Below are 13,081 nucleotides of genomic sequence, written 5' to 3'. Positions count from 1 at the left end.
CGTGGGTTGACTTTGCCCGGACGGGGCGATATCTCCCACGTCACCGACGCGATGGCGGCGTAGCTCAGCGGTAGAGCAGGGGAATCATAATCCCTTGGTCGGCGGTTCAAATCCGTCCGCCGCTACCATCGGTCGGTTTTCCCCTTTCTTTCGATGCTGTTCCAAGGCGCCAGTGGCGCCTTCCCGCATGGCGTCGGCCCCTCGGCCTTTCAAAGCGCGGGATATGTACCCGATGTGCCGGACCCGCGCATGGCGGGCCCGGCAGGCATGGTCGCGGCGCCTGCCCCGCTCAGGGCGAAACGGCTCCCCGGGCGGCGGCAACGTCCTGGGCCGTCACATGGCCCTCCCGATTCCCGAAATGGCCGATGGCATAATTCGCGATGTCGGCCAGATCCTGGTTGCGATATTCAGGCCCGAACGCCGGCATGATCATCGCGCCATGCGCGCTTTGCAGCGTCGCCCCCTCCACCATGGTCCGGACCAGGTTCCGCCCATCGGTCTCGCCCAGGCTGCGCGCGCCCCACAGGGCGGCGAAATCGACCTGCCGCCCATGCCCGTCCGTCAGATGGCACCCGGCACAGGCCCCGGCGAACAGCCGCCCGCCATTGCTGTGGTTTGGGGCCGCCTGAGCCAGCGTCTCGGGCGAAACGACCCCGATGGTCTCGTCCGACCGTCGCGCCGGCAGACTGCGGAGATAGGTCACCATCGCCGCGACATCCTCCAGCGTCAGGTAGCGCAGACTGTGGCTGACCACTTCCGCCATCGGCCCCACGGCCGTACCGCGCCCGTCGGCATGGCCCGTGGACAGGTACGCCGCCAGTTGCGGGTCGCTCCACGCACCGATGCCGCTATCGACATCCGACGAGATATTATAGGCCAGCCACCCATCGATCGTGGCCCCGGCATAGGATTTCGTCACCGACAACGCCTGGAGCATATTTCGGGGCGTATGGCACTCGCCGCAATGGCCGGCGGCATCGACCAGATAGCGCCCCCGGTTCCAGGCCGCCGACCGTCCCGGATCGTCCGGCAGAGGGCCGGACGGGCGATAGAGCAGGTTCCACCCGATCATCGCCATGCGGATATTATAGGGAAACCGCACCTGGTTGGCCGGTGCCGGCGCATGGACCGGACGCAGGCTCATCAGATAGGCGCGAATGGCGCGCACATCCTCTTCCGTCATCTTCGCGTAGGACGCATAGGGCATGACGGGATAGAGATGCCGCCATCCCGGCCCCACGCCGCGTCGCACGGCCGAATCGAACTGCGCGTCGGTATAGCGCCCGATTCCGGTTTCGGCATCGGGGGTGATGTTCGGGGCATAGATGGTGCCGATCCCCGGCAGGTCGAACGCCCGCCCGCCGGCGAAGGGCACGCCCCCCTGCTTCGTGTGGCAGACCTCGCAATCCGCCGCCTGTTCCAGATAGGCACCGCGCCGCACCAGATCGGCGTCCTGCGCCCGCGCGGCCCCGGCCAGCACGATCCCGGCCAGCACGGCCATGCCGGCCACCCGGCGTCCGAAACGCATCATGACCGGGCGACTCATGCCTGCGGCCCCGTCAGCGGCAACCGGCGATAGCGCCGGCCGGTGGCGGCCGCCATCGCATTGGCCAGGGCCGCCGCGGCCGCGGCCGTTCCGGTCTCGCCAATTCCACCGGGGTCCTCGGTGCTGTCGATCAGATGCACCTCGATGGCCGGGGATTCGTTCATCCGCAGGATCCTGTATGTATTGAAGTTCTTCTCCTGCACCCGCCCGTTTTCCAGCGTCACCTCGTTGAACAGGGCGGCACTCAGGCCGAAGATCAGCCCGCCCTCGATCTGCGACACCACCTGATCGGGATTGACCACCCGCCCGCAATCGACGGCGACCACGGCACGGCGCACCCGCACGGTGCCCATCGCCGACATTTCGACCTCCATCACCGTGGCGAGGTACGAGCCGAAGACATATTGCAGCGCTACGCCGCGCCCGACGCCCTCCGGCAGTTTCGTCCCCCATTCCGCCTTCTCGGCCGCCAGGTCCAGGACTGCGCGCGCACGCGGATGGTCACCCGTCATCCGGCGACGGAACGCCACCGGATCGATTTTCGCGCTGGCCGCCAGTTCGTCGATGAAGCTCTCGATGACGAAGACCCCGCGCGTGCCGCCAACCCCACGCCACCAGGCCGTCACCACGCCCGGAGTCTCCCGCCGCGCATAATCCAGGAACATCGCGGGGATGGCGTAGGGCGTCTCGACCGTGGCGACCAGCAGGTCGTCATCCACGCCATTCGGCAGCAGCGCCTCGGGCGCCCAGCGGGCAACGACCGCGGGCCCCACGATACGGTGCGACAGCCCCACCAGATTGCCGTGCGCGTCCAGCCCGCCGACCAGATGATCGACATAGGCCGGACGATACCGGTCCATCGTCAGATCCTCCTCGCGGCTCCAGATCACCTTGAGCGGATAGGACACCTGGCGGGCGAACTGCACTGCCTGCGTGACATATTCATGCTCCAGCCGCCGCCCGAATCCGCCGCCGATATACTGGTTGTGCAGAAAGATTTTCTCCTTCGGCAGACCCGTCACCTCGGCCGCCGAATCGCGGGCCCGCATCGGCACCTGGGTCCCGACCCAGACATCGCAACGCTCGGGCATTACATGCACCGTGCAATTGATCGGCTCCATCGGCGCATGCGCCAGCAGCGGCTGCTGATACACGGCCTCGACCCGCGTCGCCGCATGGGCAATGGCCGCCTTGGCATCGCCCTTGCTGTTGGCGACGATCGCGGGTCCCTGCAGCGCCTCATGCAACTGCCGATAGACCGTTTCCGTGGACACGGTGGAATTGACGCCCTCGTCCCAGGTGATCGCCAGGGCTTCCAGCCCCTTGCGCGCCGCCCAGTAATGGTCGCCGACCACGCAGACCGCGTTGCCGATCGTCAGCACGTCGCGCACGCCCGGCACCTGCCGCGCCGCGCTGTCATCGACATGCAGCAGCACACCGCCCATCACCGGGCAGGCCGCGACGGTGCCGATCTTCATGTCCGGCTGCTGGATATCAATGCCGAAGGTCGCCGTGCCGTTTACCTTGGCCGGTCCGTCCAGCCGGTGCTGGGCATGGCCGATCAGGCGAAAGGTCGAGGGATCGCGCAACGCGACCGGGCCGGAAGGAACCGGCAGAGCCGCCGCCTCCACCGCCAGTTCGCCATAGGTCAGCGTGCGCCCGGTGGGCACGTGCTTCACCACCCCAGCCTCGGTCTGGCATGAAGCCGGATCGACCACCCAGCGATCGGCAGCCGCCCGGATCAGCAGCGTACGCGCCACCGCGCCGGCCTCGCGCAGGCTGGTCCATGTCGCGATCGTTGAAGTCGAGCCGCCGGTCGCCTCGGTTCCCAACGCCTTGGTGACATAGGCATCGTCGGCCGGCGCGGCCTCGATCTGGATCTGATCCAGCCCGACATCCAGTTCCTCGGCGATCAGCATCGCCTCGCCGGTATAGATCCCCTGCCCCATCTCCACATTCGGCAGGATCAGGGTGATGCTGCCATCCGGCGCAATCCGCACGAAGGCGTTGGGCGCGAAGGGGCCGGTCTGGTCCTCCACGATCCGCGTCACCGTCGCCGCGCGCGACCGCGCGTGCGGCAGCATCGCCGCCATCAGCAATCCGCCGGCCCCGGCCAGGGCCCGGCGGCGCGAAACCGCAATCGTCGTCATCGCCATCAAACCGCTCCGGCCACGTTGCGAATGGCCGCCCTGATCCGCCGATAGGTGCCGCAGCGACAGATATTGCCCGACATCGCCTGGTCGATCTCGTCGTCGGAAGGATGCAGGTTGCCTTTCAGCAGGGCGATGGCCGCCATGATCTGGCCCGGCTGGCAATAGCCGCACTGGACGACATCGATCTCCAGCCAGGCTTTCGTCACCTCCGCCGCCACTTCGTCCTCGGCCAGTCCCTCGATCGTCGTGACCGGCCGCTGGCCCACCAGCGAGGCCGGCAGCGAACAGGCCCGCACCGCCTTGCCGTCGACATGGACGGTGCAGGCCCCGCACTGGCCGATCCCGCAGCCGAACTTCGTGCCCGGAAGCCCCAGCACATCCCGCAGGACCCACAGCAGCGGCATGTCATCGGGAACATCCACCTGATGCGCCGTGCCGTTTACCTGCAATGTCAGCATACAAATCCTCCGGACCAGACAAACCGGGTCGCGCACAGGCGGTCACCCCGCCGGCCCGCCGTACCGATATCAGAACAGTATCGAATCGACCATGCCCCCCGCCATCCCTTGAAATCAGGCAGACGGCCCCTGCCGGTGCCCCGGCTCGTCGGCCGTTTCGGGCAGCGCGTCCGACAGATCGGCCGTCGCCAGCGCGATCGCATCATCGGAAGGTGTCAGAACCGCGCTGTCGCCCGGCAACAGCATGACCCCGGAGCGTTCGGTGGTATGCCGCGCCCGCGTCAGTTCATCAAGATTGGCCAGGATGTCAGGATACTCGGCCACCAGCCGGCGGAAACGCCGCGTGCTGATGCTCAGGAACTGGCCGAACTGCAACGACCGGGTCACCGCCCGCGCCGGCATGCGCGACAGGGCTTCCTCCGCCCCGATCACATCGCCGGCGCCGAAGCGCACGTCATGTTCGGGGAAATGGGTTTCCGCCAGCCCGGCACTGATGAAATAGACCGTCCGCACCCGGCGCCCGCGCCGATACAGCCGCTCGCCCGGCGACGTGAAATGGATCGAAAATTGCGGCGCGATCGCATGCAGCGCGTCGTCCGACAGGCCCCGGAAAACCGGCAGCGCGCGCATCCGCGCCTCGATCCCGGCCTTGATGTTGAAGACCAGCGGCGCGCCCAGATGCCCGCGCCGCCGCTCGACATCGCGATGAAGCTCGCGGTGCAGTTCGTCGCTGATCAGCGATTCCGACAGCAGGGAATCATATTCCTCGCCTTCCAGCCGCAGCGAGACCTGTTGCAGCAGGCGCATTTCCAGCGCCTCCGAATAGCCCTGATAATGCAGCCGCAGCGTCTGCAACGCCTCGTACAGCAGCTTGCGCTGCCGCTCCAGCACCTCGCCGACGATCTCGCCGATGCGGCTGCCCAGCGTCGGCTCCATGCGGGTGCGCATGAAGCGGATCAGCGACAGCGAGACGAAATAGCTGATCATCAGCATCTCGAACCGCTCGGTCATGCACGACATCAGCGGCTGGTCGAAATGGAAGCGATGATGGATCGCCTGCGCCAGCCGGAAGCGCAGCGACGGCCGCAGGCGCCGGCGCAGGGCGCGCACATAGCCGAAACGCCCCTCCAGCCGGGCACCGTCGACCATTGCCTCGGCCGAGCGCAGCAGCGTCTCCATCACCGGGCGCGACAGGCCCTGGATGCGGAACAGGTCCAGCAGGATCGAGCGCTCGCGGTTCGCAATCACGATCAGCGCCAGCGTCACCCTCTGCCGGTCGCCCAGCGCGGTGTCGAAGGTATTGGCCTGTTCCTCTTCCTCCACCTGTCGCCCGAGCTGGCTGATGACGGTATCCGACACGGCGCGGGAGAAGCCCAGTTCCTCGGCGACCTCGCTGGTGCGGTCGCGCACCTCGCCCAGCCCGATGCCCAGCACCTGATGCCGCAGAGCCTGGTCGATCGGCGAAAGCTGGTCGAGCTTCAGGAACAGCACCAGATAGCGCAGCGTGGTGCCGTTGACGAACAGCGTGATCAGCACGAACCCGGTGGCGATGATCCCGATGAAATGCGCGACCGGGGTCGAAACATGCTGGTTCTCGGTCACCGCCAGCGCCAGCGCCAGCGTAATCGCCCCCCGCAGCCCGCCCCAGACCATCGTGATCTTGAAGGGTGTCGGCACTGGCGGCGACAGGCGCGTGGCCGCCAGCAGCGGCAGCAGGCCGAACACCACCGCGCCGCGCGCCAGCAGCCCGGCCCCCGTCGCCAGCAGAATCAATACGCAGTCCCAGCGCGTCATGCCCACCAGCAGCCGGGGCACGAGCATCGACGCCAGCACGAACACCAGCGAGCCGGCCCAGAACACAAGCTGCTGCCAGAGTTCGTTGAGAAAGCGCCATGTCTGCGGCCGGAACGTCGAGGGCCCGTAGACCGACATGGTCAGCCCCGCCGACGCGGCGGCCACCACGCCGGAGAAACCCAGGAATTCGTCACAGAGAATATAGACGATATAGGGCAGCGCCACGGTCAGCGTGATCTCGGCGGCCGGCGCCGCGCCGATGGTGGTGATCATCAGCAGCGTCAGCCGCCCGAACAGCACGCCCATCACGATGGCGCCGATGAACGAGACCAGGAATTCCAGCAGGGCGCTGCCCGGCGCGATGCTGTGATGCGACGTCACCGCCGCCAGCAGCAGCGAGAAGATCGAAATCGCCGCCGCGTCGTTCAGCAGCGCCTCGCCCTCGACCAGACGGGTCAGCCGGCTGCTGGCCCCGATATCGCGAAAGATCCCCGCCACCGCCGAAGGGTCGGTCGTCGCCACGATCGCCCCCAGCAGCAGGCAGACCGAAAGCGGCAGGCCGGCAAAGGGAAACAGCGCGAGCCCGATGGTCGCGGTCGAGACCACCACCGCCACCACCGCCAGCAGCAGCACGGTCGCCGTCTCATGCGCCAGGCGGCGGACGTCGATGGCCAGCGCCCCCTGAAACACCAGCGCGGGCAGGAAGATCAGCAGGAAGGCTTCGCTGTTCAGCGGAAAATCCAGCAGGGTCTCGGCTGCGCCGTTGAACAGTTCGGTATAGGACGACCGCAGCACCAGGTCGGCACTGCCGCCCAGCACGATGCCCGCCAGCGCCAGCAGCACCGTCTCCGAGATTTCCAGGCGTCTTGCGACCGGCTGAACCGCGCTGACGACCACCAGAAGCGCGGCGATCGCCAGAAGAACCGCAGCCAGACCTGTCACCGCCATCCGTTAACTCCCTGTCGTCTCACGCCCAGCCGATCCATTATGGCCTGAGAGTATGACATTCCGATGGCCGTCCGGCACCGCCATGCGGCGCCGGGTCCCTCGCCCGTGCTCATGCCCCGAAAAAGCATACCGGTTGGTTAGCGGCAACGGCTCCGGCCGGTCACGTTATGCTGCCGTCCTGAAACACGGCGCCCTCCGCCGTGGCCGCCAGCCAGACCCGCACCTGCCCCTCGGGGTCCGGCTGGCCGATGAAGTCCGACACGGCGGAAACGCAATCCGCCCCCGCCGCGATGCAGGATGCGGCCCGCGCCAGCGTGATTCCACCAATGGCGACCAGCGGCACCGACCCGACCAGCCGCTTCCATTCCCCCAGCCGCTCCACACCCTGCGGCCCCCAGGGCATCTTCTTCAGCTTTGTCGGCCAGACCGGGCCGAGTGCCACATAATCGGGCCGCACCGACAGGGCACGGTCGAGTTCGCCCGTGGAATGGGTACTCACGCCCAGGCGAATCCCCCCGGCCCGAATCGCGGCCAGATCGGCATCATCCAGATCCTCCTGGCCCAGATGAATGAAATCGATTCCTTCATCCAGCGCGAGGCGCCAGTAATCATTCAGCACCAGGCACACGCCATGGCGCACGGCATGGGCACGCGCGGCGCGGATTTCGGCCAGCAGCGCGGCGCCTTCCAGGTCCTTGACGCGCAACTGGATCAGCCGCGCCCCGGCCCCGCCCAGACGGTCGACCCACTCCGCCCGATCGACGACCGGATAGATCCGCGACGGCAGGCTCATGCCAGCACCGCCCGGCCGAGAACGGGGGTCGAAGGCGCCGCCATGTCGCGCTGCTCCATCGGGTCGGCGGCCCGCGCGATCAGCCCGGCCTCGACCGCCAGCCGAAACGCCGTCGCCATCCGCGCCGGATCGCCCGACTGCGCCACGGCGGTATTGATCAGCACCGCGTCATAGCCCAGTTCCATCGCCTGCGCGGCATGCGACGGCAGGCCGATCCCCGCATCCACCACCAGCGGCACATCGGGGAAATGCGCCCGCAATGCCCGCAGGCCGAACACATTGTTCAGTCCCTTGCCGGAACCGATCGGCGCCCCCCAGGGCATCAGCACCCGGCAGCCCGCCCGCAACAGCCGCTCGGCGCCCACCAGATCCTCCGTCATGTACGGAAAGACCTTGAACCCGTCCTCGCTCAGGATCCGGGCCGCCTCGACCAGCGCGAACATGTCGGGTTGCAGCGTGTCCGATTCCCCGATGACCTCCAGCTTGATCCAGTCGGTCTCGAACACCTCGCGCGCCATGTGGGCGGTCGTCACCGCCTCCTTCACCGTATGGCAACCCGCCGTATTGGGCAGGACGGGCACACCCAGGTCGCGGATCAGCGACCAGAAAGCCTGCCCGGCGCGGCTGCCGACCGATTCGCGCCGCAGCGACACCGTCACCACCCCCGCCTGGGCGGCCCGCACGGCGTCGGCCAGAATTTCGGGTGACGGATATTGCGCCGTACCCAGCATCAGGCGGGACGACAGTTCGGTACCATAGAACAGCATGGGTCTATCCCCCCTGCATCGGCGCCAGGATCTCGATCCGCGCGCCCTCATCCAGCGTCCATGACGCCCGGCGCGATGCCGGCACGAACGCACCGTCCACCGCCGTCGCCACCCTGGCGTCGCCATAGCCCAGTTCGTCCAGCAGGCCGGCCAGGGTCGCCGTCGTGATCTCGCGCGGCTCCTCGTTCACCAGTATCCTCACGTCATTCCTCCCTGCCCCGTTCGCCCGTCACCCCGTCCGTCAGGCGGCGGGACCACCGAACACGATGTCGCCCACCCGCCGCGCCCGCGAGGGCGACAGCAGGAAACCATGGCGATACATCCCGTTCACATAAACGGTGCGTCCATGAACGGTCACGGCCGGCACATTGTCCGGATAGGCGGGCCGCACGCCAACGCCCGTTTCGACGATTTCGGCTTCACCGAAGGCCGGATGCAGCACATAGGCGGCGGTCAGCAGTTCCACCATCGAGCGCAGGGTCATGCTGGCAAGGCTCTCGCTCTCCACCATCGTCGCCCCCACCATGAACAGATGGTCCGCCCGGGGCACGATGTAAACCGGTATCCGCGGATGCAGCATGCGGACGGGCCGGTGCAGCGTCACGTCACGGCAGCGCAGCAGCACCATCTCGCCGCGCACGCCGCGCAGTCCGGTCAACTGGTTTTCGGCGGCAATCCCGGTGCAGTCCACCACCCAGTCGGGCCGCGCGCCCTGCCACGGGTCCTCGGGCACGCGATCGGCCGCCGCGTTGAGGCCGATCGTGCCGCCCAGGGCGACCAGCCGCGCGCGCAACGCCCCCAGCGCGTCGCGCGGGTTCAGATGCCCTTCCTCGGGAAAGAACAGCCCCTTATCGAACCGCCCCTCCAGATCGGGCTCCAGTTCGGCGATGCGGGCACCGTCCACGGTCTGGAAATGGCTGGTCCGCCGTGCGAAACGCGCAATATCGCCCACATCGCGCGGCGGGGCCAGAACCAGCGTGCCATTCCGCGCCACGTCCGGCACGTGGGCGGACCACCATTCGACCGATTCGAGCGAATCGCGCGTCACCTCGGGCGGCGCGGATTCGGCCTCGCACCACGGCGCCAGCATGCCGCCCGCCATCCATGACGCTCCGGAGCCCTCGCGGCCGCCGATCTCCAGCAACACCACGTCGGCACCGCGCTCGGCCAGCGTCACCGCGCTGGTCAGGCCCGCCACGCCGGCTCCGCGTACCAGCACCCGCGGCCGTGCGCCGGATTCCATCTTCGTCATGGATATCGCTCCCTTCTCCCCACCGGGCCAGCCGGCGGTTCGGGGCGAGAGGATGTTGCCTCCTGCGGCCGAAGACAACACCCGGGAGCGTCTGGCCTGAACCGCCCCCAGAAGCCGTCAGCTATTCGACGGTGACCGACTTCGCCAGATTGCGCGGCTGGTCCACATCCGTTCCCTTCAGCAGGGCGACTTCATAAGCCAGCATCTGCACCGGAATCGTCTGCAACACCGGAGCGGTAAATTCGCTCACCGTCGGCAGCGCCACCACGATTTCGGCCAGGTCGCGCAGGCGCGGCGCCCCCTTCGTGTCGGTAAAGACCAGCAGGCGGCCGCCCCGCGCACGGGCTTCCTGAAGGTTGGAGAGCGTCTTCTCGAACAACCGGCCCGAAGGCAGCGTGGCCACGATCGGCACGGTATTATCGATCAGCGAGATCGGCCCATGCTTCATCTCGCCCGCCGCATAGGCCTCGGCATGGATATACGAGACCTCCTTCAGCTTCAGCGCCCCTTCCATGGCCACCGGAAAGGACGATCCGCGCCCCAGATACAGCACGTCGCGCGCCCGTGCCACGACCGCCGCCATCTCGCGGATCGCCGGCCCCTGGTCGAACACCTCGTTCGCGCGGCTGGGCAGGTCCAGCAGTTCCGCCACCAGTTCCTGTTCCCGCGCCTCCGACAGCGTGCCCCGTGCCCGCCCGATCGCAATCGTCAGGCACGCCAGCACCGAAAGCTGGGCGGTAAAGGCCTTGGTGCTCGCCACCGAGATTTCAGGGCCGGCGACGGTGCCCAGCACGACGTCGCTCTCGCGCGCCATCGTGCTCTGCTCCACATTCAGCACCGAGAGAATATGCTGCCCGCGCGCGCGCATGCCGCGCAGCGCGGCCAGCGTATCCGCCGTCTCGCCCGACTGCGAGATCAGCAGGCCCAGCCCCCCCGGCGTCAGCGGCGGGTCGCGATAGCGCAGTTCGCTGGCCACATCGATATCGACCGGCAGGCCCGCCACCGCTTCCAGCCAGTAGCGACCGATCAGCCCGGCATAGAAGGCCGAGCCGCAGGCCGTCACCGCCGCGCGCGGCAGCGATGCCAGGTCGAACGGCAGCTCCGGCATCATCACCCGCCGGGTCGCGGGGTCGATCAGCCGCTGAAGGGTCTGCCCGATCACCACCGGGTGCTCGTGCAGTTCCTTCTCCATGTAATGGCGATAACCGTCCTTGCCGACCGAACCGGCGATCAACGCGGTGATGCGCACCGCGCGTTCCACCCGCTCGCCCGAGGCATCGAAGAATTCCGCGCCCTCCGGCGTCACCACCACCCAGTCGCCATCGTCCAGATAGGCGATGCGGCGCGTCAGCGGCGCAAGGGCGAGGCTGTCGGAGCCGAGGAACATCTCGTTCTCGCCATAGCCCACCACCAGCGGCGCTCCATGGCGCGCGCCGATCATCAGGTTGTCATGCCCGGCGAAGATCATCGCCAGCGCATAGGCCCCTTCCAGCCGGCGCAACGTGGCAAACGCCGCCTCGCGCGGCGACAGGCCCCGCGCCATATGGAAATCGACCAGTTGCGCCACGGTTTCGCTGTCGGTCTCGGTCACGAAGACATGGCCGGCCTGCTCCAACTCGCGGCGCAGTTCCTCGAAATTCTCGATGATGCCGTTATGCACGATCGACACGCGGGCGGTGGAATGCGGGTGCGCGTTGTTCTCGGTCGGCGCGCCATGGGTGGCCCAGCGCGTATGGCCGATGCCCGTCACGCCCGCCAGCGGCTCGCGTGCCAGCAACGCCGCCAGATTATCCAGCTTGCCGGCCGCGCGACGCCGCTCGATCCGCCCGTCCACCAGCGTCGCGATACCGGCGGAATCATATCCGCGATATTCCAGCCGCCGCAGGGCATCGAAGATGATCGGTGTGGCGTCCCTGCCGCCGACAACGCCGACTATGCCGCACATCACCCCTGCTCCTTCTTCCTGCGGCGCAGGGCGTCGCGCAGCGCCACCCCCCGTCCGTCCTTGTTCTCCTGGCGGGCGCGGCCAAAGGCCAGCGCACCGGCAGGCACGTCTTCGGTCACGACACTTCCCGCCGCGACCAGCGCCCCGTCACCGATCGCCACCGGTGCCACCAGGATCGCATCCGACCCGATGAAGCACTCCACGCCGATCTCGGTGCGGTGCTTGAACACACCGTCATAATTGCAGGTAATCGTCCCGGCCCCGACATTGGTCCCGGCGCCGATCGCCGCATCTCCCAGATAGGTCAGATGGTTAGCCTTCGCCCCGGCGCCAAGCGTCGTCGCTTTCAATTCGACGAAATTGCCGACATGCGCCGCCGCCCCCACATCGCTGCCCGGCCGCAGCCGCGCATAGGGCCCGATCAGCGCCCCCGGCCCCACCACGCAACCTTCCAGATGGCTGAAAGCCCGGATCTCCGCTCCACGATGCACGCGCACCCCCGGCCCGAACACCACATGGGGCTGCACCAGCACATCGGGCTCGAACACCGTATCGGCCGAGAGAAAGACCGTCTCCGGCGCCACCAGCGTCACGCCCGCATCCATCGCCGCCGCGCGCAGCCGCTTCTGCACGCAGGCCTCGGCCTCGGCCAGTTCGGCGCGGGAATTGATGCCGCGCAATTCGTCCTCAGGGGCCTCCACCGCGCGGACCTGCTCCCCTTCGGCAACGGCCAGGGCCACCACGTCGCCCAGATAATATTCGCCCTGCGCATTGTCGTTGCGCACCATCGACAGCCAGCGCCGGAAGGTCGCGGCCTCGGCGCACAGCACGCCGGCATTGCACAGGCCGATCGCCCGCTCCTGCGGGCTCGCATCCGCCCATTCCACGATCCGCCGCACCAGCCCGTCTTCACTGACGATCCGACCATAGCGGCCCGGATCGCGCGGCCGCATCGCCATCAGCGCCAGCCCGACACCGGGCGTTGCCCGGCAGGCCAGCAGGTTGCGCATGCTCTCCGGCGTAATCAGCGGGTTGTCGCCATACAGCACCGCCACATCGCCGTCACCGAACAGATCGGCCGCCTGCGCGGCGGCATGGGCGGTGCCCAACCGGTCCGCCTGCACCACCACCTGATGCGGCCCGGCCAGGGCGGCTACCTGCTCCATGCCCGGCCCGACGACGACCACGATCCGGTCGAAGACCATGGCCGCATGATCCAGCAGGTACCGCAGCATCGGCCGGCCGGCGAGCGGATGCATCACTTTCGGCTGGGCGGATTTCATGCGCGTTCCCATCCCCGCCGCCAGGATGACGGCGGTGGCGGGGCGTCGGGCGGACAGGTCCGCGGGCATCGCGGACAGAGGCGGGGCATTCATGTCATGCGGGTAGCGGGCGAGGATCGGCCCTGTCAAATAAAGGGGTGAT

General features: G+C 68.0%; 10 protein-coding genes and 1 tRNA gene. 1 reads left to right on the top strand and 10 read right to left on the bottom strand.

Features of this window, described 5'->3' with window-relative positions; translation table 11 throughout:
* The first annotated feature begins 53 nt into the window (after positions 1–53).
* Positions 54–128 (top strand) — tRNA-Met (locus ACMAUO_RS01690).
* A gap of 161 nt (positions 129–289) precedes the next feature.
* Here ACMAUO_RS01690 and ACMAUO_RS01685 read toward each other — a convergent pair.
* The 10 genes from ACMAUO_RS01685 to glmU form a co-directional block, all read right to left on the bottom strand.
* Positions 290–1,528: a c-type cytochrome gene (locus ACMAUO_RS01685; RefSeq protein ID WP_420357169.1), complete on the bottom strand. Its 1,239-nt coding sequence runs from the start codon at positions 1,526–1,528 to the stop codon at positions 290–292.
* A 14-nt stretch (positions 1,529–1,542) separates the two neighbouring features.
* Positions 1,543–3,696, bottom strand: coding sequence for a xanthine dehydrogenase family protein molybdopterin-binding subunit (locus ACMAUO_RS01680; RefSeq protein ID WP_420357168.1), 2,154 nt, complete (start codon positions 3,694–3,696; stop codon positions 1,543–1,545).
* Positions 3,697–3,701: 5 nt separating this feature from the next.
* Entirely contained in the window at positions 3,702–4,157 is a 456-nt protein-coding gene (locus ACMAUO_RS01675) for a (2Fe-2S)-binding protein (protein ID WP_420355273.1), read from the bottom strand.
* A 114-nt stretch (positions 4,158–4,271) separates the two neighbouring features.
* Positions 4,272–6,899 (bottom strand): cation:proton antiporter domain-containing protein, encoded by a 2,628-nt coding sequence (locus ACMAUO_RS01670; RefSeq protein WP_420355272.1) that lies wholly within the window; start codon positions 6,897–6,899, stop codon positions 4,272–4,274.
* Positions 6,900–7,059: 160 nt separating this feature from the next.
* Positions 7,060–7,692, bottom strand: coding sequence for a thiamine phosphate synthase (locus ACMAUO_RS01665; RefSeq protein ID WP_420355271.1), 633 nt, complete (start codon positions 7,690–7,692; stop codon positions 7,060–7,062).
* The gene (locus ACMAUO_RS01660) at positions 7,689–8,459 is read right to left on the bottom strand and encodes a thiazole synthase (protein WP_420355270.1); all 771 of its coding nucleotides are present in this window, start codon (positions 8,457–8,459) and stop codon (positions 7,689–7,691) included. The genes ACMAUO_RS01665 and ACMAUO_RS01660 overlap by 4 nt, the downstream gene beginning before the upstream one ends.
* Before the next feature lie 4 nt (positions 8,460–8,463).
* Positions 8,464–8,661 carry a sulfur carrier protein ThiS gene (thiS, locus tag ACMAUO_RS01655; protein WP_420355269.1) on the bottom strand — a complete coding sequence of 66 codons (198 nt, stop codon included), beginning with the start codon at positions 8,659–8,661 and terminating at the stop codon, positions 8,464–8,466.
* A 39-nt stretch (positions 8,662–8,700) separates the two neighbouring features.
* Positions 8,701–9,711, bottom strand: coding sequence for an FAD-dependent oxidoreductase (locus ACMAUO_RS01650; RefSeq protein WP_420355268.1), 1,011 nt, complete (start codon positions 9,709–9,711; stop codon positions 8,701–8,703).
* Positions 9,712–9,832: 121 nt separating this feature from the next.
* Positions 9,833–11,656, bottom strand: a complete 1,824-nt coding sequence (gene glmS / locus ACMAUO_RS01645) for a glutamine--fructose-6-phosphate transaminase (isomerizing) (protein WP_420355267.1) — start codon at positions 11,654–11,656, stop codon at positions 9,833–9,835.
* The gene (gene glmU / locus ACMAUO_RS01640; protein WP_420357167.1) at positions 11,656–13,032 is read right to left on the bottom strand and encodes a bifunctional UDP-N-acetylglucosamine diphosphorylase/glucosamine-1-phosphate N-acetyltransferase GlmU; all 1,377 of its coding nucleotides are present in this window, start codon (positions 13,030–13,032) and stop codon (positions 11,656–11,658) included. Before glmU ends, glmS begins: the two co-directional genes overlap by 1 nt.
* Between the last annotated feature and the right edge of the window lie 49 nt (positions 13,033–13,081).

The sequence above is a fragment of the Gluconacetobacter brunescens genome (genome assembly GCF_048695475.1).
In the GTDB taxonomy this organism is placed as follows: Bacteria; Pseudomonadota; Alphaproteobacteria; order Acetobacterales; family Acetobacteraceae; genus Gluconacetobacter.
The sequence above is the reverse complement of the archived record's forward strand: the minus strand, read 5'-3'. Positions and strand labels throughout refer to the sequence as shown.